19 protein-coding genes are annotated in these 20,296 nt (G+C 48.5%); 3 read left to right on the forward strand and 16 right to left on the reverse strand.

The window, feature by feature from the left end; all coding sequences use genetic code 11:
• Positions 1-55 precede the first annotated feature (55 nt).
• From H8K36_RS16170 to H8K36_RS16200, 7 genes are all read right to left on the reverse strand, one after another.
• Positions 56-1,498, reverse strand: a complete 1,443-nt coding sequence (locus H8K36_RS16170) for a glycoside hydrolase family 5 protein (protein ID WP_230404716.1) — start codon at positions 1,496-1,498, stop codon at positions 56-58.
• 154 nt (positions 1,499-1,652) lie between these two features.
• Positions 1,653-2,687, reverse strand: a complete 1,035-nt coding sequence (locus H8K36_RS16175; protein WP_186917550.1) for a LacI family DNA-binding transcriptional regulator — start codon at positions 2,685-2,687, stop codon at positions 1,653-1,655.
• Positions 2,688-2,854: 167 nt separating this feature from the next.
• On the reverse strand, positions 2,855-4,363 hold the full coding sequence (locus H8K36_RS16180; protein ID WP_186917551.1) for a tryptophan halogenase family protein: 1,509 nt from the start codon (positions 4,361-4,363) through the stop codon (positions 2,855-2,857).
• A gap of 23 nt (positions 4,364-4,386) precedes the next feature.
• Positions 4,387-5,463: an ABC transporter ATP-binding protein gene (locus H8K36_RS16185; RefSeq protein ID WP_186917552.1), complete on the reverse strand. Its 1,077-nt coding sequence runs from the start codon at positions 5,461-5,463 to the stop codon at positions 4,387-4,389.
• 333 nt (positions 5,464-5,796) lie between these two features.
• Positions 5,797-6,681, reverse strand: coding sequence for a carbohydrate ABC transporter permease (locus H8K36_RS16190; protein ID WP_186917553.1), 885 nt, complete (start codon positions 6,679-6,681; stop codon positions 5,797-5,799).
• Complete coding sequence (locus H8K36_RS16195) at positions 6,678-7,556, reverse strand: carbohydrate ABC transporter permease (protein ID WP_186917554.1); 879 nt, start codon at positions 7,554-7,556, stop codon at positions 6,678-6,680. Before H8K36_RS16195 ends, H8K36_RS16190 begins: the two co-directional genes overlap by 4 nt.
• 21 nt (positions 7,557-7,577) lie before the next feature.
• Positions 7,578-8,795, reverse strand: a complete 1,218-nt coding sequence (locus H8K36_RS16200) for an ABC transporter substrate-binding protein (RefSeq protein WP_186917600.1) — start codon at positions 8,793-8,795, stop codon at positions 7,578-7,580.
• A gap of 643 nt (positions 8,796-9,438) precedes the next feature.
• On the opposite strand from H8K36_RS16200, the gene H8K36_RS16205 reads away from it, so the two are divergent.
• The gene (locus H8K36_RS16205) at positions 9,439-10,347 is read left to right on the forward strand and encodes a glycoside hydrolase family 16 protein (protein ID WP_186917555.1); all 909 of its coding nucleotides are present in this window, start codon (positions 9,439-9,441) and stop codon (positions 10,345-10,347) included.
• Between the two features lie 37 nt (positions 10,348-10,384).
• Positions 10,385-11,119 carry a DUF6445 family protein gene (locus tag H8K36_RS16210; RefSeq protein WP_186917556.1) on the forward strand — a complete coding sequence of 245 codons (735 nt, stop codon included), beginning with the start codon at positions 10,385-10,387 and terminating at the stop codon, positions 11,117-11,119.
• Here the strand turns inward: H8K36_RS16210 and H8K36_RS16215 are convergent.
• Together H8K36_RS16215 and H8K36_RS16220 are read right to left on the reverse strand one after the other, a co-directional pair.
• Entirely contained in the window at positions 11,112-11,564 is a 453-nt protein-coding gene (locus tag H8K36_RS16215) for a hypothetical protein (RefSeq protein WP_186917557.1), read from the reverse strand. The genes H8K36_RS16210 and H8K36_RS16215 overlap by 8 nt on opposite strands.
• Positions 11,565-11,655: 91 nt before the next feature.
• Entirely contained in the window at positions 11,656-12,363 is a 708-nt protein-coding gene (locus H8K36_RS16220) for a DNA alkylation repair protein (protein WP_222611251.1), read from the reverse strand.
• Positions 12,364-12,486: 123 nt separating this feature from the next.
• On the opposite strand from H8K36_RS16220, the gene H8K36_RS16225 reads away from it, so the two are divergent.
• Positions 12,487-13,524 carry an OmpA family protein gene (locus H8K36_RS16225; RefSeq protein WP_186917558.1) on the forward strand — a complete coding sequence of 346 codons (1,038 nt, stop codon included), beginning with the start codon at positions 12,487-12,489 and terminating at the stop codon, positions 13,522-13,524.
• 53 nt (positions 13,525-13,577) lie between these two features.
• Here the strand turns inward: H8K36_RS16225 and H8K36_RS16230 are convergent, their stop codons facing one another.
• The 7 genes from H8K36_RS16230 to H8K36_RS16260 form a co-directional block, all read right to left on the reverse strand.
• Entirely contained in the window at positions 13,578-13,763 is a 186-nt protein-coding gene (locus tag H8K36_RS16230) for a hypothetical protein (protein ID WP_186917559.1), read from the reverse strand.
• A gap of 147 nt (positions 13,764-13,910) precedes the next feature.
• Positions 13,911-15,812: a M28 family peptidase gene (locus H8K36_RS16235; protein WP_186917560.1), complete on the reverse strand. Its 1,902-nt coding sequence runs from the start codon at positions 15,810-15,812 to the stop codon at positions 13,911-13,913.
• 111 nt (positions 15,813-15,923) lie between these two features.
• Complete coding sequence (gene nhaR, locus H8K36_RS16240; protein WP_329604234.1) at positions 15,924-16,844, reverse strand: transcriptional activator NhaR; 921 nt, start codon at positions 16,842-16,844, stop codon at positions 15,924-15,926.
• 58 nt (positions 16,845-16,902) lie between these two features.
• The gene (locus H8K36_RS16245) at positions 16,903-17,481 is read right to left on the reverse strand and encodes a DUF2062 domain-containing protein (RefSeq protein ID WP_186917562.1); all 579 of its coding nucleotides are present in this window, start codon (positions 17,479-17,481) and stop codon (positions 16,903-16,905) included.
• Between the two features lie 74 nt (positions 17,482-17,555).
• Positions 17,556-18,062, reverse strand: a complete 507-nt coding sequence (locus H8K36_RS16250) for a tellurite resistance TerB family protein (protein WP_222611252.1) — start codon at positions 18,060-18,062, stop codon at positions 17,556-17,558.
• Between the two features lie 62 nt (positions 18,063-18,124).
• Positions 18,125-18,490: an HPF/RaiA family ribosome-associated protein gene (locus H8K36_RS16255; RefSeq protein ID WP_186917563.1), complete on the reverse strand. Its 366-nt coding sequence runs from the start codon at positions 18,488-18,490 to the stop codon at positions 18,125-18,127.
• 219 nt (positions 18,491-18,709) lie between these two features.
• Complete coding sequence (locus H8K36_RS16260; protein WP_186917564.1) at positions 18,710-20,224, reverse strand: tryptophan halogenase family protein; 1,515 nt, start codon at positions 20,222-20,224, stop codon at positions 18,710-18,712.
• Positions 20,225-20,296 lie beyond the last annotated feature (72 nt).

A 20,296-nucleotide genomic window follows, 5' to 3' on the forward strand; every position in this document is an offset into this window, starting at 1 on the left:
TGCTTTCGCTTAGTTTTGCTGGTACTCTCTTTAGAATGGCAACTGGAGTGCTGGCTCAGCGGTTGAACGGATTCGGTGCGGTAGTGCTCGTCATCCAGTTCATCGCCGCTTGCTGCGGTTCATAGTTCACGCTTCCAAATTGTTTAAATAGTGCCTCGATGTCAGCCAAGCTCGCTGTATTGAAATCGAGCGCGGGAATTTTGCTATCGGGCGCGTTAGTGACTAAACCCCAAGTCCCATTTCCTTGGCCGCCATTGTTAGTGATGAGCTTGTAGGACCATGCGGTTGATGCCCAACCGTAACTGGCATAGACGTCGTACGTCGTTCGTGTGACTTGCCCACCGACTTCAGCACCCATACCCGCCCATGGTTGAAATTCGCCGACGAGGAAAGCCGTGTTCAGGTTTTTTAACCGCGCATTCCATTCACATACGCCGCCGTTGCCTGAGCTACCGCAGTACAGCCAGTCTTTATGCACTGCCAAGCCAGGTTGGCTCCATCCAAAAAAGCCAGGATAGAAGTGCATCTCAAAGGCGACATTTTTTATGCCTGCTTGAGCCGGATTACCGTAGGCGTTAATGCCAGCAGCATGGCCGGGCAAGATAACCACATGGTTTGTGTCGACCGCACGCACAGCCTCATACAAACCCTTCACCACCCGCGCCATTTCCGCTTCGCTCGTGCCCCAAGGTTCATTTAGCAAACTATAACCAGCGACGGCCGCACGATCTTTATAACGCGCGGCGATTTGCTGCCACAGCCACACCGTACGTTGTTGGTATTCCGGTGTAGACCAATACAAATTTTTGCCCGCACAGCCACTATGGTGCTCCCATCCTTGACTACCGACTGCGCCATGTAGATCGAGAATCACATAGATGCCACGCTTCTCGGCTTCAGCGATGGCTTTATCGAGATAGACCCAAGCGTCGCTGCGCAAATTGCCCGGATTTTTTTCGTCTTCAATCACACTCCAAATGAAAGGGAGACGCACTACATTCAAACCAAACTTTGCGATCATGTCCCAATCGCGCGTGCTTATCCAATTGTCTCGATACAAGCGATATAAGCGCTCGCGTTCAGCGTAACCAAAACGCTGATCAAGTTTGGCTTCGAGCTTGCATTGATCATCAATTCCCGCACTGCCTTGGCCCATCATCCAAAATTCTTGTATCAACCAATTGCCAAGATTCACACCTTTAAGCTGAATCGGCCGACTGTTGGCACGCAGCCAATAGGTTCCGTCGGTGCGCAACATACTGACCGGCTCATTGGGGGTCAGATTAGGATTTGGTGTTGGTGTAATCACACCACTATTGACGCCGCTATTCGGTGTAGTCGTATTATTCGCAGGTGAACTCGCGGAGGAAGTACCTGAGCCGCAGGCGATCAGCAACACTGCACTGCTTGCAGCAACGAGCTTACGCGCGCCCCAAAGAAGCTGCATAGAAAAATGTTTGATGGTGCTTAGATCTGATAATCGATGCTTTGTCTGCATTGGCTTACTCCCGCTTTATCCATTTTTCTCCACAATACTCGATAAATGGAATCGTTTCCATTCTACACTCAAAAAAAACATGCGTGTGCATGTCTTTTTCAACTTTTCTTGTCCTTCCGGTTTTTTACAACAGCAACACCAGTTAAAAACCCCTTTATTTTACGGTTTTCTTAGCGCTCATACGCGCCGGTTTTTCGACCGAACTACGCCAAGTCATACTCACCGGGAACTGACGCTCTACGGGTCGACCGAGGTCATAACAGCGGTTGAGCAAAAAGTTCAGTCCGCTCAAGGTCATTTCGCGCCATGCAATGTGTACGGATGAAAGCCGTGGCGCAGTAAATTCGGCGGTAACGGTGTCATCGTAACCAATCACCGAAACATCAACAGGAACATTAATGCCGACGTGTTGGAAGTAGGACATTGCACCAACGGCCATTTCATCGTTCGCACAAAATACAGCCGTAAAATCATAACCAGATTCAACCAACTCTTGTGCGGAAGCCCAGCCGCCATCAGGGGCGAAATTACTTTCGGCAACCCACATCTTATGCGTATCAATTCCCGCCAGTTCCAGTTCGCGCATGAAGCCACTAATACGCTCGACGTTATCGGGGGCACAAGCCGGACCAGCGATGACGGCGATTTTCTTGTGTTTCTGCTGCAGCAAAGACTTCGCTGCCATACGACCACCTAAAAAGTGATCAGCCGTAAAACACTGTTCAGCAATACCTTCATATTTGTGATTGAGCACCACCAAATTATCTTTTGCCGTACCCATCGCTTCGATATCAGCGTCTTCTAGAGCGTTGCTCATCACAATCAAACCATCACAACCACGCTCGATCAGAAAGTTAATGCCTTCCACCGCTTGTTCACGCACATTACCTGCGCCAACACCGAAGGCCACCACCATATGCAAACCCGCTGCGCGTAGTTCCATATCGATGACCTGCATAATCGGCATATAGAAAGTACCTTTGAGCAAAGGAATATACACACCGATCATGCGCGAAGAGCCAGACAACAAAGAGCGCGCCGCGTGCGATGGCCGGAAGTCGAGCTCCTCAATCGCTTTTCTCACTTTTTCTAAAGTGGCAGGCGACACCGAGCCTTTACCGCTCACGACCCGTGATGCAGTTCCTAGCCCTACCCCCGCTAAGCGGGCGACATCTTTGATGGTTGCCATACTCTTGTTCTCTCTCTTACTTTCTCACCAGCGCTACTTCAGTGTCAGTCAATTTCACTGCCATGTCACTTCACTGTCAATCCAGGCTGACTTGCCAGGAATTTACGGGTGGAACCTACATTGTAGCCCGTGTCCCGCTCTACATCTACTTTACTGCCGTTCCTACGCTACATTGCCTTACATGTTGCTGCGATGAATTCCTCATGTGTTGGCATCACATCGACGCACTTACGTATGGTTTTTTGCACTTGATCTAGGAAGTAAGCAATATCTTCCTTACTACGTTGATCGACCAAAGGATGGTAAGACTCGGCTCGCAAACCTTGTCCATGCATGACCTGCAACCAGCTGGCGTCAGCAAATAGCTCTTCACCAATGCGGAAAATACGACCATGTGAACGATATAAATCGATACGCTCTTGTACGTCGATTGGCACTTCCATGTTTTTGCAATAGGACCAGAACGCGGAGCCTTCACGCTCATTGAGCTTGTAATGCATGATCAGGAAATCGCGAATGCGTTGGTATTCCTCATCATTTTGGGCATTGTAAGTATCAATATCGACTTGATTAAAGCCGCGATCGGGGAACAAACTAATCACACGCATGATCGCCGTTTGCACCATGTGGATACTGGTCGACTCTAAAGGCTCCATGAAACCGCCTGCCAAACCTATGGCGATACAGTTTTTATTCCAAGCCTTTTTACGCTTACCCGTCGTAAAGCGAATATGGCGAGGTTCTGCCAAAGCCTCACCATCAAGATTTTTCATCAAGATAGCTTGTGCTTCATCGGCACTCATAAATTTACTGCTAAATACATGGCCATTACCCGTGCGGTGTTGCAAAGGAATGCGCCATTGCCAACCTGCGGTATGGGAAGTTGAACGCGTGTACGGCAACAATGGTCCAGCCGAAGCGCAAGGTACAGCGATCGCGCTATCTGCCGGTAACCAATGGCTCCAATCTTCGTAGCCGGTGTTGAGGGTTTTCTCAATCAGCAAACCTGCTAAACCTGAACAATCAATAAAGAGATCACCCTCGATACGCTCACCGTTTTCCATCACCAGCGATTCAATGAAGCCATCCGCATCGCGTACGACCACATCGACAATTTTCCCTTCGGTTCTTTGTACGCCTTGCTTCTCGGCTTTGCCACGCAAATACTTCGCATACAAACCAGCGTCGAAATGGAAAGCATAAGAGATATCGGCCAAAGGCGAGTTCGGCATATCTTTCGGTGGCCGCATAAATTTGTGATGACGCGGCGCTACGGTGTTAATCGAAAAGTGTTCTAGATCAGGCGCTTCGCCCAACTGATACATCTTCAACCAATACTGGTAAAACTTCGCCAGAATTTGATCACGACCAATCAAACCAAAACCGTGGATATACGAGTCACCCTGTTTACCCCAATTCACGAACTCAATGCCGAGTTTAAACGTCGCCTGTGTTTGGCGCATAAACTCATCTTCATCGAGATCGACCAACTGATTGAAGGCGCGGATGCTTGGAATCGTTGCTTCGCCAACACCAATGGTGGAGATCGCATCGGATTCTACTAATCGCACACGATGGCCTTGCGGTAGTACGCGAGAAAAAGCAGCGGCGGTCATCCATCCGGCTGTACCGCCGCCAACGATAACAATAGTTTGAAGGGCTTGTTGCGCTTGCATCTGCTGTCTTTCAAAAAACGTTCTTACAATCTTTGTTCTGTTGCGGGATCAAACAAGGAAACACGATGCCCGTCGATGCGGAAGCGAACCGTACTGCCGAGTTCGAACTGCTGAGGCTCATTAACGATCATCGAAATCGTTTGTCCACCAAGGTCCAACCACAACACGAGATGATTTCCCATCGGCTCTACCAAAACCACACTGCCATGCGCATCACCATTCGAATCAAGATGAATGTGCTCGGGACGCACACCCATGGTCACTGCCATTTTTTCACCAGCGATGATAGAGATCGGCGCTTTCAAAGCGTAGCTCGCTAAGGACACTTGTAGCTTATCCGAAGTGAATTGCTGTTGTACATCGAGATGTCCAGCAATGAAATTCATTGCTGGCGCACCCAAGAAGCCCGCCACGAATAGATTTTCAGGGCATTCATACACGGTTTCTGGCGTGCCGATTTGTTGAATCTCGCCAGCCTTCATCACCACAATCCGTGTCGCCAAAGTCATCGCCTCAACTTGATCATGCGTGACATAGATCATCGTTGCCTTCAAATTTTGATGCAGCAATTTCAGTTCACGGCGCAAGCTAGAACGGAGTTTGGCATCGAGATTGGATAAGGGTTCATCAAACAAAAACACGCCCGCTTCACGCACCAAGGCACGGCCAATCGCCACCCGTTGTCGCTGTCCACCCGATAAAGCTGCAGGCTTACGTTGCAGTAGCGGTTCGAGATGCAACATCTCAGCCACTGTAGCGATACGACGCGCGATCTCTTGCTTCGGTGTGCCACTAATACGCAAACCAAACGACATATTTTTCTCGACCGTCATAGTTGGATACAAGGCATACGATTGAAACACCATACCGATATTGCGCTCGCTAGGGTCAGCCCAGGTCATATCGTGACCACCAATTTCTATACTGCCCTCATTGGCATCAATCAAACCCGCAATCGCATGCAAAAGCGTCGACTTGCCACAACCAGAAGGCCCAAGCAAAACCAGAAATTCGCCCTCAGCCACAGCAAGATCCAGCCCACGCAGAATCGCGGTCCCGCCCAAGGTGATTCCAAGATTTTTTATGCAAACATTCGACACTTATGATCCTTCTTTCTTGCTGTCCAATTCAAACCGCGCGGCGATAAATGCCGCAGAAATTCAATGCTGGGGATGCAGTGCAAGGTGCAAAACACAGCAATACTCAAGTATTGCGAGGCTTTGTAACGAAGCAATGCGCCCCAACATTGGACTATTCGACGTTGATATTCCCTATTGTTCGATTTCAAAATTGCGACAACTATCATCAAAACTATAAATGCCCCAGAAATTCAATGCTGGGGATGCGGTGCTAGGCGCAAAGCACAGCAATACACAAGTATTGCGAGCATTTGCAACAACGCAATGCGCCCCAACATTGGATTTATGGGGTATTTATTTGATGGCACCTGCGGCAATCCCCCTCACAAACCATCGCCCAGAAACAAAATACAAAACCAAAGGCACCAACGATGTCAGGATCGTTGCCGCCATATTCACGTTATATTCACGGGTACCGGTCGTGGTATTGATCACATTGTTGAGCTGCACCGTCATCGGCAAATTTTCTCGCCCTGCGAATACCAAACCCAACAGATAGTCATTCCACACACCCGTCACTTGCATAATCGCCGCTACCACAATAATCGGTGCTGACATAGGCAAAACGAGCTGGACCAAGATGCGCCAAAAGCCACCGCCATCGATACGCGCCGCTTGAAACAATTCATGTGGAATACCTGCGTAATAATTGCGGAACAGTAAAGTCATCATCGGCATACTGAAAATCGTATGGACAATCACAATGCCCGGCAAAGAACTATACAAATCGACTGCCGCCAAAATGCGCACTAGCGGAAAGATCATGACCTGGACGGGAATAAAGGCGCCGACCATCAAAATACCGAATAAGAGATTCGCACCACGTGGTCGCCAAAAAGATAGCGCGTAGCCATTCAAAGCTCCGAGCAAAATCGGAATAATCGTACTTGGAATCACAATCGCCAAGGAGTTACTGAAGCCGCCGCCGATGCCCTCGCAGGCAACACCTGTACAGGCACTACTCCATGCGGTAATCCACGGTTCAATGGTCCAAGTATGAGGCAAGGAAAACAGATTCCCTAAGCGAATCTCGTCCATGCTTTTCAGCGAGGTCACGACCATCACGTACAAAGGCAGCAAGAAAAAGAGCGCAGCACTGCCCAAGAACGCATACAAGCCTAGGCGGGCAACAGGCAGACGACGCGGCTTTCGCACTTGTGGTGTGAGCATCTGATTCATACTGCGCGCCTCCGGCTTTTCGCATACACGTAGGGAGCTAGTAGCGTCAGTACTGGCACTAGCATCATGATGGCGGCTGCAGAAGCGAGCGCGATATTTGCTCTACCGAATAAATGGTCCATGATAAATTTGGCGGGTACTTCACTGGCGGTCCCCGGCCCCCCTTGAGTCATCGCCACGACGGAATCGAATAACTTAATGGCAGCTGTACTCAATAACAAAAAGACCGTTGCCATGGTCGGCGCCATCATAGGAATGACAATCGACACGTACACACGCCAAGTAGGAATGCCATCAAGACGTGCGGCTTTCCAAATTTCTTCATCAATGCCGCGCAGGCCGGCAAGCATCATCGCCATCACCAAACCCGCCGCTTGCCAGACAGTGGCGAGAACAATGGTGTACATCACTTTGTCTTGATCGATAATCCAATCAAATGCGAAATCGGGGAAGCCCATTTGTCGCACTGCGTTTTCTATGCCTATGCCGGGTGTTAATAGCCACTGCCAAACAAGACCAGTGGCGACGAAAGACATGGCATAGGGATACAGAAACACAGTGCGCAGCACACCTTCCGCTTTGACTTTTTGATCGATGAATACCGCCAACAGAAAGCCGATAATCATACTGGCGAGTATAAACAGCACAGCGTATAAAGCGAGGTTCTCTATCGACAGCATCCAGCGTTCGTTATCAAACAGCTTGCTGTACTGTGCAAAGCCAACATAGACATCGGTGGGCAAACTACGTGAACTCGTCAATGAAACGCGAAACGACCACACCACAGTACCGATATACGCGACCAACACCACCACCGCCATCGGTGTCAGGGCCGCGAATGGGATCAGCTTTCTGGCAAAGGTTTTGAGTTGCATGATCGTGCGCGTTTAAGTCGTTTACTCTTTCAGCGCATTGACGATGCTCTTCTGTACTTTCTCGACTGGCATCTTGGTATTCCAATACGCCGTCAAGATATCTTGAAGTGCACCATTTTGATCGGGCGTGAGATACACCTCACTAATACCCATTTGCCGCGTTTTGTCTTTCATGATGGCCATGCCCGCTTGTGCACAGACATCCATACTCGAGGTATCGACATCACTACGAATCGGAATCGAACCTTTGAGCTTGTTAAAGTCCAGTTGCACGCTAGGCGTCATTAAAGTTCTAGCCAACAGTTTTTGCGCTTTGACGACAGGTTCGGCGCTCGTCTTCGGAAACACGAAAGCATCCCCTTGAATGAGGTAAGGCGTATTCGACGAGAACCCGGCAATACAACCGAAATCTTTACCTGCCACTTGTTTGGCAGCAGCAAATTCGCCTTTGACCCAATCGCCCATGATCTGCACGCCGCCTTTGCCACTGATCAACAGCGCTGTTGCATCATTCCAATTGCGTCCTGGAGAACCTGCATCGATATACGATTGCATGCGCTTAAAGGCCAGCAATACGTTTTTAAAGGCATCTGAATTGATTGCCTTTGCATCACGATCACGGATCACTTTCAAATACAAATCTTTACCGCCAACATTGGCCAACATCGCTTGAAATACGATGGTCTCTTGCCAAGCTTGACCGCCATGGGCGAGAGGAATCATGCCCGCTGCTTTCAGTTTATCGAGTGCTGCAAACAGTTCATCGACACTAGCTGGCTCTTTAGCAATGCCGGCTTTCTTGAAGGCAGCTTTGGAATACCAAAACCAGGTTTGCATATGCAAATTGACTGGGACAGCATAGTAGTGGCCTTTAATGCGAATCACGTTCAACACCGTTTCGGGCAAGACTTTATCCCAACCTTCGGCGGCAGCGACATCGTCCATATTGTTCAACATACCCTGCTCAACTAAGTCGAGGAATTGTTTGGTGGTATTGAACTGAGCAGCGGTGGGTGCGTTGCCACCGACGATACGATTAATCGCGATCGCGCGTGCTTGATCAGCGCCTGCGATAGCGGTATCAACCCATGTGCCGCCGGCCTTGCGATAGGCTTCTGCAATCGTTTTGACTGCAGCGGATTCGCTACTTGATGTCCACCAATGCATGACCTCGGCTTTTGCAGGTGCTGCAGCTTTCGCCGCTTGCGGTGCTGCCGCTGCTGACGCTATGGTTGGCATCGCGAAGAATGCGCTGAGGATTGCGCCGCGCAGGGCGATAGAAAGCTTCGTACGAGAGTACTGCAATAAAGGCATTTTGTCTCCTTTGGATCACTCGGAATATGATTCTCGAGTCTGTCCTTATTTGAATCCTCGCGCTCGCTCAGCGATACACGGGCTTCTTTGTTTTCGATTTCTTTATTTTCTAATTCGTCTCTGCGCAGTTTTGTATCTTGCAATAACCAAACCGCACATAAAAAACTTTGATCAGAATCTCGCCAACTTCGATCTGCTTGCTCTCATCAAAACTTTCTATCATCACTGTTTGCTCTGCGGAAACGCTGGCTGACTATAGCACTCGCTGTTTTTGAGTGTCAACGCGCATTCCCCGCAGGCGTCTTCGCTCCCCATGAATTCAGACGAACAACGATCACCTAACAACTATGACATTCAAAAATACTCAGAATTCATTGACAGCGATTTTTGCTTAATGCCATACTACACGATAAATGGAAACGATTCCATTTATTCGCTGGTGATTTTCATTTTTTTTCAATTAGCGACGCAAGATTGTCACACGCAAGGCCTGAACACCTAGGAGTGAACTAGGCCTGCTCCCCCCATGTCGACTTTGTTTGCCGCCTTTCACTTTGGAGTCTCGAACATGGTAGCTACCCGATCACACCTAGCGCAACTGATAGCTGGTGTCACCCTCATTCTGTGCAGCGCTTGCGGTGGCGGCTCTTCTAGCGCCAGCACCCCAACCACGCCGACATCGACTACACCAACCACCACACCAACAACACCAACTCCTGCCCTGCCCGCCGGCGGTATTCCCGTCAATTGGAAACTGGTATGGGCCGATGAGTTCGACCGTGATGGTTTGCCCGATAGTAGCAAATGGGATTACGACACGGAACGCAATAAAGCAGGCTGGTTTAATAATGAATTGCAGTACTATTCACGTGCCCGTTTAGAAAATGCCGCCGTCAGCAAAGGCGTACTGACGATTACCGCACTCAAAGAAAAATTAACGACCGCCACCGACTACGGTGGCCAATCCTACACTTCTGCACGTTTGCTGTCGCGCGGCAAAGCGAGCTGGACCTACGGCTTCTTTGAGATTCGCGCCAAACTACCTTGTGGTTTAGGCACCTGGCCAGCGATCTGGATGCTGGGTACGAAAGGCGCCTGGCCTGATGATGGCGAGATCGATATCATGGAACATGTAGGCAAAAACAAAGGACAAATTTTAGGCAGTGCCTATAGCAACTACTACAACTGGGCTAACGGCACTGGCAATACCAAAAGCACGACAGTGGCTGACGCCTGTGATGCTTTCCATAACTATCAATTGTATTGGGACGCTGATCAATTGGCGATCGGTGTCGACGGCAAGTATTACTTCCAGTTCGTTAATGCTAAAACAGGCGACTATAAAAAATGGCCATTCGACCAGCCGCAATATCTCTTATTGAATCTGGCGATTGGTGGCGATCTTGGTGGTGCGGTCGATGATAGTATCTTTCCGAGCAAATTCGAAATCGACTACGTGCGCGTATATCAAAAGTAAATCGAAAAAATAGATCAAGAAATAGGCAAAATACCTGATGCTAAATCCACCCTCAGCGCAGTTCAATCCCCAGGCGAAGATGACGGTATTGCCGCTGTTTGAGGGCCATCAGTGTGTGGTGATCGACGATTTTCTGCTCAATCCAGAGGAGATCGTCGACTTCGCACGCCAAGGTCAATTAAGATTTCGCTACGACAAGGATAATTACTTTCCCGGACTAGAAATGGATATGGGGCGCCACTTTGCAATACAGTTTGAACAGTTCTTTATGCTCAAGCTACGCCCCTATTTTCAAGTCAGACGAAATTTAGGCAGCGCCTGTCGCATCTCAATGACGACACTACAAGCTGATCAGCTTCATCCTTTGCAAAGACTCTGTCATCGTGATGCAGAAACTCTGCCTTCGGGCATGGGCATCGGTGCTTCGGTAGTTTATCTATTTGATCGCCCTGAGCTCGGCGGCACCAGCTTTTTTCAGCCGGCGCAAGACTTGGATCAAGTACGTGATTTTCTGCGACTCGCAGCGCAAGGCAACAACACGCTGCTCACTGAACAAATTCAGCAAACATCCAGTTACTGCTATCAATCGAATCCATGGTTTGAACTAAAACAAACGGTCGCAGCAAAATGGAATCGTGCGATTTTCTACGAAGGCACAGTCTTTCATGCAGCACACATTAGCGATGCGACTTTGCTAAGCGAACAAGTGGCACAATCACGACTGTGTTTGAATGCGTTTTTTCGATTTAAGAAGCAAGCTGGTGTCAATTAGTCGAAGACTGAGTACCAATGCTAAAACCATTATCACTGTCGAAATCGATCAAACCGAAAGCTGCGGCGATGCACAGCAGACCGATAATACAAGTCATCATACGCCAATAGCGTTCGTCTTTGATCGGCTCATCTTCTTTGCTGATTTGTATGCACTTCTCAAATATTTTAGTCGATCTTACCGAGATCTTATCGCCATCCTTTAAGCGTGTATAAGCGTCGTAACCGACATTACAATAATCAACTTTGCCGCCAATAAAATAGAGCTGGTAATGGCTATTAATGTCGACAGTCTTGGTGCCGTCGGCGTTGATCGTGCGTTCCTTTGTGGTTGAATTTCTATGCAGATCTACCTTCACTTCTTCGTTGCGAGTTGGCAAAGTCGTGTCAAGCATCATCGCAATGCCGACCACAAACAAAACAATACGTACAAGTAAGCTAAACAATATGGGCCCCTAATAATGTGTTTGCAGACGAAGGCAAACAAGCATAGAACTTCATTTCACACTTAACTGAATACTTAAATTTGCACTTAACTTAGCACTTAATTTCTTTACGCTTCTTACCAATCGCGCCACGCGTCGCCACCTTGCGAATATAGTCCGGTGCGAAAGGAATCTTACAGGCAGTATCACCGACATCAACACTGACACTGCCAATCGCCTCACCCGCTTGTATCGCTGCCTCACTCAAGGGAGCGACAAAAGAGCCTAGAGCGATCACAAAGCTATTCATGCCAGAACGTACTTCGTTCGGCTGTTGATGAATGCTGGTTTGTGCGAACTCGAGCAAGCGCTTTAACCAGTCCAAATCAAGCTCCGCATCAGGTGTGACTGAGACATAGGTGATCAAGCTCGCCCATGCGGTGGCGGCGACATCTTCCTGCGCAGAACTACCCCATTCGTTAATCAATTCAACCGCGAATTTACTTTCGACGACGACCCATGCAACGCTGTAACGACGTATGGCATTGCAGTTGGCGGTCTCTAACCAGAGCTGTAACTGCTGCTTGCTCATCTCCTTGCCATTGGCCATCAGACCCGCCATATACTGTGCATCGTAATTACCTGTCGCATACAACTCGCACGCGAGAGCGGTATCACCCTTATGCGCTTTCAAGATCTTTTTCATCTCTTCGATCTTGACGCCGAACACAGGCTCTTGCACGCCGTGCTTACGCAAAACATTGCGGTAAGACTCGGCACCTAAACTTTCTAATTGTTTCAAAATTTCTTGTGCACCCATTTTCATCTCCAGCGTTAAGGAAGAATCGTTTTTCATTTCATGAAAGACTTTATGTTTACACAAATACCTTGATTAGGCGATACTTCGTCGGCAATTTTTCCGCTTTATTCGAAAGGAACACCTTTGAAACTTCGTCTCGCGCTTCCACTTTTTGCTAGCCTGTTTCTGGCACTCACAACTACACCTGTACAAGCGCAAAGCGATGAAGCCAAGTACTGGGGCAAAGACGTGCCAAAGAGTGCCGATCATCCATTCATCAAGCGCTTCGCGGGTTCTTGGCTGACTGGTTATTCCAGCGCAGAGTGGGATATCACGAAGTTCCCGACATCGAATGTCCTCGGTAAAGACAAAAAGTTTCAAGATATAGTGACGCTCGAAGGCAAACAAACCCGCATCGTTTATCTTGCGCCGCGCGGGAAGATGCCGGTTGAAGTGTTCCGTAACTACCAGCAAGCCTTACAAAGTGCAGGTGTCAAAGTTCGCTTCGTCTGCGAAATGCAATGCACAGCGCTGTATTGGGCGTGGAAAGACATGAATGAGCCGAACAAAGGTATGCAATGGGCGGAAGGTAGTATTTATACGCCGACGAGTAGCCGATACAGTCATAGTTCTGGCCTCACACCAGATAAAGGCATGATGCTCGTCGGCAGTATCAAGCGCGGTGATCAAGAAACGCACGTTCTGCTCTACACCTCAGTCGCTGCATTTGATAGTACAGGTCTGAGCCTGACCTATATTCACGTCGCCGAACCTAAGCCTATGCCAACAGGCCAGGTCGAGGTCGACGCGACAGCTTTACAAAATGGTTTGCAAGAAGAAGGCAAAGTCACCCTCAAGGGTTTGTTCTTCGATACGGGTAAAGCAACGATCAAAGAAGAATCGAAAGCCCAACTCGACGAGATGGCGAAACTGATGCAAGCGCAGCCGAATCGGAAGTTTTTCATCGTCGGTCATACCGACAATGTCGGTAACTTCGAGGCTAATCAAACGCTATCGTTACAACGCGCGCAAGCAGTTGTCAGCGCGCTAACCGCGGCACCGTATCGCATCAATGCCAATCGTTTGGTCGCCAAAGGTAACGCAAATCTAGCACCTGTCGCTAGCAACGCCGAGGAAACGGGACGCGCACGCAATCGCCGTGTTGAATTAGTCGAGCAATAAAAAGAAGGAGTCACCCTCATTTCGGGGTGACTCCTTTTCAGCGGAAACCCAGTCTAATACAAGGCTATCGCAGCATCGCGGGCACGGCGCGCGATGTCTGCACCAGCCTTAAATACATTCTGCGCATTCTTTTCGAGCGCAGCGTCACCGTTGGCCATAATGTAAGCTTGTAACATCACTTTATACTGTGCCTGCAATGCTGCGCTGTAGGCTGTCTCTATCGCTTCTTTTTCTTGCATAAGGATTCCTTTCAGAGGTGAAATACTTTTATATAATTAATGAACAAAGTACTGACACCAATATAGTCTGAAAAATCAATTTGAAAAGAAAAAAGGCTCGCTATTGAGTTCAGCGAGCCTTTTTAGCGTTGCAAGATAGGTCGAAAATTATTTCTTCTGTCCTTCACCGACAAAAGCTTTGGCCTCTGCACCGACGCGTATCACCCGCATTTGACGAATCTCACTACCCGCATCCAATTTGTCCAATACATCTTGACCGGCTTTGATGCTGCCGATGACAACAAATCCGGTTGGCAAAGTCATGCTAGACGTCTTACTGATCAGCATTTTCCCTTGCGCATTAATCGCTAAGAACGAGCCAGCTTGAGCGGCAGCCGGAGCATCACTCACCGCTGTTTCCGGCCAAGCTCCATTCAAATTTAAAGTAAATTGACCATCAACCGCGCTCATTTGACCAATCGCTGGCGCAGGTGTGCTTGGACGCGGTGCACCAGGATTAAAAGCCGCTGGTTTGTAGTTGGTTTCAAGCTGCCCCACCAAACGCGCGACGTTCGCTGGTGCTGCGCTAGAATTAAGCTCTAAGAGCACATTGCCTTGTGAGGTACCGACTTCCACATACAAACCTGAAGGTAAATAGTAGGCATCACGACTTAAATTTTCCGGCGCATTCGCCACTTCATAGGCCATCAAAGCAATCGCGATCGCTGAATGCTGTTGCGCTTTGGCGTAGGGCACAACCTCGTTATAAGTGTCTAATAGGGTATGCCAAGTACGGCCATAATTGAAGTCCGTTTTATTCACCGCGGATGGCGTCGGCACGCCCTTCATCGAAAATGCGGAGGCGTCGGTGCCCGCTAAACTTTCAGCACGAATTCGTGGATAGTCGCTAACTTTGACTTCAAAACCGTAGTCAGGATTCACACCAGCCAAACTCTTCGCTACCAGTTCAAACGGCGCTTTCCACGCACTTGGTACCGTGATTCCTGAAACGCCTCCCGGCGCACCATCGCGGTTAAGCATCATGACGACTTTATCGAGTTCTTTGGCATGCTTTTCAGTGTAGGAAGCAGCGCCAACGATCCCTAGCTCTTCGCCAGCGGAAGCCAACATCACAATGCTACGTTTAGGTTTGGCCCCAGACTTGGCCAAGAGACGCATCGCTTCTATGGTTGGCGATACGCCTGAACCATCATCTACCGCACCAGTAGCGCTATCAAAACTATCGAGATGGGCACCGATCACCACGTATTCATCTGGCTTTTCGCTACCGGTAATTTTGGCGACGACATTATGGTAAGGCACTGGACCTGGATAGAACCAATTGCGGATATCAAACTCCAATTCAAGCTTCTCGCCTTTTTTCAACTGCTCTTGAATTTCGTTGTACTGCACTGCCGTCAATTTGATGTCAGGCATGGCCGGCAGTTGTTCCCAACTGGTTGGTTTCGCATCGAGTAAAGCGAGTGGTTCTTTACCCGCCTGTAACGTACCTAAAGCGCCAGCCTCCATCAGTTTTACACTCACTGCGTCGGGCTTATATTCTTTACGTCCATCACGTCCCATCCCTCGGCTTTCGCCTGGAATCAAGACCCAAGCGCCTTTGAATTCCGCCATACGCGCTTGTGCTTCAGCTTCGTTCGCGGGGCCGAGTACCGCTAAACCTCGTTGTGCTCCCTTGGTGCCCGCAGTGAAACTCGGGGTCCCGAAGCGCAAAGCTTTCTCGCTAGGGGTAATGATCTTGCCAAACCATGGACCTCGATTAAAGCCGACTGGCTGCTGCCCGGCCTCTTCTAACTCGGCCTGCAAACCCCATTGCCTTAATTGATCACGCGTCCAACGCGCTGCGTGCGTGTAGTTATCACTACCGACCATACGACCTCCAAAACGGTTGGTCAGTACATCGAGCCAAGTCATTACCTGCGGATCTTGCATGCCAATTTCGACGATTTTTTTCGAAGTCGCATCTTGCGCCGAAGCGGTTATACTGGCGCCCATTAACAAGGCGAAACTGATGCTGCGCGCCATGGCGCTCATAGGGAATTTATACATACGCGTATCGTTAATATTGAATGGGAGGTCATTGCTAAGGCATTCGACTCGGAATGCCTGTACAAGTTCCATTGCTCACGATAAGGGATTTAAGACAATCTGAGGCAATTCTCAATTAAAGATATCGCGTTTCGCGGTTTGACTAATCGCTAAGATAGCGGGGTCATTGAGCTTACGCTCAGCAGTGATCACATAAATTTCTTCGACGATACTCGGCACTTCACCGATGACGACAACTTTGTGCTGAGCACAAATCTCTTTCTCCATCGCAGTCGGTGCCAGAAAAAAACCAGCCCCAGCACGACCAAAGGCTTTCATGAGAGCTCCGTCATCAAATTCACCAACGATAGTGGGATGCAAAGCGCACTGTTCCATCCAGCGCAAGATCTTGGCCTGAACTGCCACATCTTCACCGGGGATCAAAAACGGGGCGTGCGTTAAACATTCTGGAAATTTTCCGGTGTGTTTTTTTGCCAATGCAGCGGTGCCAAATACTGTTAAACCACATTTTCCAAGCAGATGGTTATACGCTCGCACGCTTGTTTGGTTGCCCATAGGTCGATCCGCAATGATGACATCCAAGCGATGTAGCGCAAGTTCGCCTAACAAAAGGTCAAGACGGCCTTCACGACAATTTAAACGCACGGGTTCTTCAAGCTCTAAGGCTGGTTGTAACAGGCGATAGGCGATCACCTTCGGAACGGCATCGGCAATGCCAACGCGGAAAGTACGACGACGTGCTTGTAGATGATCGCGCAGAGCATCAAGCAACTGATCGCCGGTATTGAAAATGTCATCTGCGTACATCAGTATGCGTCGGCCAGCATCGGTCAATTCGATGTTACGACCGTTCTTTTTGAATAGCTCAACGCCAAGACTTTGCTCGAATTCATTGATCTGTCCACTCACAGCGTGCGCGGTTAAATGCAACTGCTCAGCCGCTTTGGCAATACTACCAGTCTTAGCGACCATCCAGTAATAACGCAGGTGCTTAAAATTCAATGCGGGCAAAGCGAGATCCTTTCTGTTCACACGTTTCTGTTCCAAATACCTTTGTAACTTGCGATAGGAACACAGCCTTGAGCGGATTCTACATCATCGCTTTGTTAATTTGCTCAGTCCTATGTTTTCTTTGTGTTTGCAGGCAGCGCAAACTCCAAAAACGACAAACGCGCCAAACCAATTGCACCGAACAATAACTTAATGCCGCTAATGACAGAGACAAAATCAGCATACCAACTAACCAAGGTGTTCCAAGTGATCCCACCCAAGTAATCCACGCTTGTAGACTGGTCAGCAATTGAGTCCAATCGGTGACTGGCAACGCTGGCAATTCATGCCACTGGCCCGTACCGCTCAAGCTTTGACCAATGCCGTACGCCAGCATATAGATCGGCACTATCGTAATCGGATTCGTCAAAAATGTGCCGATGATCGCCATCGGCAAATTCACGCGTAACAAACAAGCCAAGGTCACCGCAGCGATCATCTGCAGCGGCCCTGGTATCATGCCGCACAAAACGCCAATCGCTAAGCCCAAGGCTACCGCTTCGCGCTCCACATCCCATAAGCCTGGTCTATCAAGGCGATGGGTAAAGCGACGACTAATCGGGATACGCTCTATGGTCTCCCGAGTCGGTAGTACCCTTCTTAAAAACTTTTTTGGCATACATACTTTCACTTCACAAATCGTGGTGCCTGAGCTCTTTCAGGCTCAACACCGCACAAGCTCAAGAGCAACAATTAGTAATGTGTCTCGAGAATGTTGACAGGCTTAGAGGCACTGTAATCACGCTGTTGCATCTGATGGTGCTCTAGCTCAGAACTCAACTGCGCTGACAGAGGCGTATCGCTAATCGCCACTAAATCCAAGGTCCAACATTGCAATGCGCGATCGATCAAGACCGCTTCACCGTCACTGAGTCTATCGTCGGCATCGACAATCGCTAACATGATGCGTAGCAGCTGCTTACGCAATTGCGGGTCCTGAATCTCTTCCAAAATACTGTCGATCGCAGGATTTGCCATCTCTATCTGGCCATAGTGAGAGCCATCCGCACATTGCAACATGTCTTCACACAAGTGATGGACGATTTTCTCAAATTGCTCTTCCGAGAGGCCCAGGCGCTCCACTATGCCATAACGATGCACGACATCTAACTCTGATTTGTCTAGTCCACCATCGACCAACATCGACAAGGCTACAATACGAGCCATGGCTTCTGGGCTGTTCACACGATACGTTCTCATGACATTTCTTTCTTCGATTGATTAAATTTAATTAGTATCTCGCTACTCTTGCTCTGCAAATGCTATTTCTCACTTAGTTCTTCTTCCTCTTCATAAACTAAATGATTCGCCTTAACATGGGCATGCTCTTTGAAGCGACCAATACGTTTTGCGAGAAGTTGTTCTGCACGATTGATCGCCTTATCGATCGCAATATACAAATCAGCTTCCGTGTCATGAATGACGATCTGCTGCTTTTTCGCCAGAGGGATTTGAATCAAACAGCGTTTATCTTCACCACCACGCGGACCGTTCACATCAGAGAGGCGAACTTTAATTGTTCTGACCTCGTCCAATGCCCAGTCTGTGGCAAACTTAAGGCGGCGATAAGTGTGCTCACGCATTCCATCAGTCAATTCAAAGCCACGCGCTTGTATGTCGATGTTCATCACATTTCTCCATTCGTTTAAGTGATGGAACTAGTGTAGGTACGAATGAACTTAGATTCAAATCGATTAATCGAGGCGGAAAGCTCGAAAAAGTCGATGATTGATGAAAGCGTTTGAGAACGGATGACTTGGAAAGAAGATGCAAGAGGAGCTTAGGCTCACTCTTGCTGGGGGATTTGCTGAACTAGCTGAATTAAGGTGCTGACTAATGCTAGTAATTTATGCAGCTTCGCGTGCCATGCAGTTGGCACGTATATAGTCGAGATGAGTTGGCATGGCATCGACGCATTTACGAATCACCATTTGCGTGTTGTACAAGAAACCAGCGATTTCATCTGGACTACGCTGATCGACAACAGGGCTGTAACGACGTGGTCGCATGCCTTGTCCATGCATCACTTGCAGCCAACTATCTTCGGGAAACAGCTCTTCATTCTCACGCAAAATACGGCCATTGCTCGCGAATAAATCTAACTTAATCTTCAGACTTTCTGGCACATCCATTTCACGACAATACTTCCAAAATTCACTATCATCGCGCGAATTGACTTTGTAGTGAAGGATGAGGAAATCGCGAATTTGCGCGTATTCTTTATCAGTCAAGCGGTTGTAGTTATCGATATCGACTTGATCAAATTCTTTATTTGGGAAGAAAGTCAGCAGACGCATCAAACCCGTTTTCACCATATGAATACTAGTGGATTCTAAAGGCTCCATGAAACCACCAGACAAACCTATCGCTACACAGTTTTTATTCCACGCTTGTTTGCGTTTGCCCGTTGTGAACTTAATCTGACGAGGCTCCGCAAGCGCCCTGCCATCGAGGTTGTTCAACAAAATTTGTGTGGCTTTGTCGGCGTCCATATACTTACTGGAAAATACATGGCCATTACCAATGCGGTGCTGTAAAGGGATGCGCCATTGCCAGCCTGCTTCATGCGCAGTAGAGCGAGTATGTGCTTGCGCAGATCCGCCGAGAGCGCAAGGCACTGCAATGGCAGTATCACAAGGTAACCAATGACTCCAATCTTCGTAGCCCGTGTGTAGAGCCTGTTCAATCAAGAGTCCTACCATGCCTGAACAATCAATGAAAAAGTCACCTGCAACGATCTCACCATTTTCCATTTGCAGAGACTCGATAAAACCATCGTTTTCTCGCAAATTGACTTTGACAATCTTTCCCTCAGTACGCTTCACGCCACGTTGTTCTGCATAGCGTCGTAAATACTTGGCATATAAACCGGCATCAAAATGATAGGCGTATGAAAGATCGGAAAGTGGTGAATTCGGTAAATCGGGACGACCAACACTGAACTTGCCCAACATGCTGGCAACAGTATTGATCGAATAAGGCTCAAGACCACCAGCCTTTCCTAATTGATTCATCTTCAACCAATAATGGTAAAAGTTAGCCATCGGTTGATCACGCCCGACCGAACCAAAACCATGAAAATATTTGGTTCCATTCACACCCCAATTGACAAACTCAATTCCGAGTTTGAAGGTACCTTGAGTGTTACGCAGAAAGTCGTTCTCGTCTATCCCAAGATGCAAATTGAAATTACGTATGCTTGGAATCGTCGCCTCACCGACGCCGATGGTTGAGATCATATCGGACTCGACGAGTCGGATGCGATGTCCGTTGGGTAGCAGCTGTCCCAAAGCCGCTGCACTCATCCAACCCGCTGTACCGCCGCCGACAATGACGATATCTTTAATTCTGTTATCACTCATGTTGATTCCTTCACCGTTGCGATGTTAGATGCAATCTTCACTCGCAGTAGTGTACTCGTATAATAAAAAAGA

It is taken from the genome of Affinundibacterium nitidum, from assembly GCF_014284155.1.
Classification (GTDB): domain Bacteria; phylum Pseudomonadota; class Gammaproteobacteria; order Burkholderiales; family Burkholderiaceae_D; genus Undibacterium; species Undibacterium nitidum.

Excerpts from the sequence above, each read along its gene's own strand:
- H8K36_RS16170 (WP_230404716.1), bottom strand. The coding sequence starts at position 1,498 with ATGCAGACAAAGCATCGATTATCAGATCTAAGCACCATCAAACATTTT.
- H8K36_RS16175 (WP_186917550.1), bottom strand. The coding sequence starts at position 2,687 with ATGGCAACCATCAAAGATGTCGCCCGCTTAGCGGGGGTAGGGCTAGGA.
- H8K36_RS16180 (WP_186917551.1), bottom strand. The coding sequence starts at position 4,363 with ATGCAAGCGCAACAAGCCCTTCAAACTATTGTTATCGTTGGCGGCGGT.
- H8K36_RS16190 (WP_186917553.1), bottom strand. The coding sequence starts at position 6,681 with ATGAATCAGATGCTCACACCACAAGTGCGAAAGCCGCGTCGTCTGCCT.
- H8K36_RS16195 (WP_186917554.1), bottom strand. The coding sequence starts at position 7,556 with ATGCAACTCAAAACCTTTGCCAGAAAGCTGATCCCATTCGCGGCCCTG.
- H8K36_RS16200 (WP_186917600.1), bottom strand. The coding sequence starts at position 8,795 with ATGCCAACCATAGCGTCAGCAGCGGCAGCACCGCAAGCGGCGAAAGCT.
- H8K36_RS16205 (WP_186917555.1), top strand. The coding sequence starts at position 9,439 with ATGGTAGCTACCCGATCACACCTAGCGCAACTGATAGCTGGTGTCACC.
- H8K36_RS16210 (WP_186917556.1), top strand. The coding sequence starts at position 10,385 with ATGCTAAATCCACCCTCAGCGCAGTTCAATCCCCAGGCGAAGATGACG.
- H8K36_RS16220 (WP_222611251.1), bottom strand. The coding sequence starts at position 12,363 with ATGGGTGCACAAGAAATTTTGAAACAATTAGAAAGTTTAGGTGCCGAG.
- H8K36_RS16230 (WP_186917559.1), bottom strand. The coding sequence starts at position 13,763 with ATGCAAGAAAAAGAAGCGATAGAGACAGCCTACAGCGCAGCATTGCAG.
- H8K36_RS16235 (WP_186917560.1), bottom strand. The coding sequence starts at position 15,812 with ATGTATAAATTCCCTATGAGCGCCATGGCGCGCAGCATCAGTTTCGCC.
- H8K36_RS16245 (WP_186917562.1), bottom strand. The coding sequence starts at position 17,481 with ATGCCAAAAAAGTTTTTAAGAAGGGTACTACCGACTCGGGAGACCATA.
- H8K36_RS16250 (WP_222611252.1), bottom strand. The coding sequence starts at position 18,062 with ATGAGAACGTATCGTGTGAACAGCCCAGAAGCCATGGCTCGTATTGTA.
- H8K36_RS16255 (WP_186917563.1), bottom strand. The coding sequence starts at position 18,490 with ATGAACATCGACATACAAGCGCGTGGCTTTGAATTGACTGATGGAATG.
- H8K36_RS16260 (WP_186917564.1), bottom strand. The coding sequence starts at position 20,224 with ATGAGTGATAACAGAATTAAAGATATCGTCATTGTCGGCGGCGGTACA.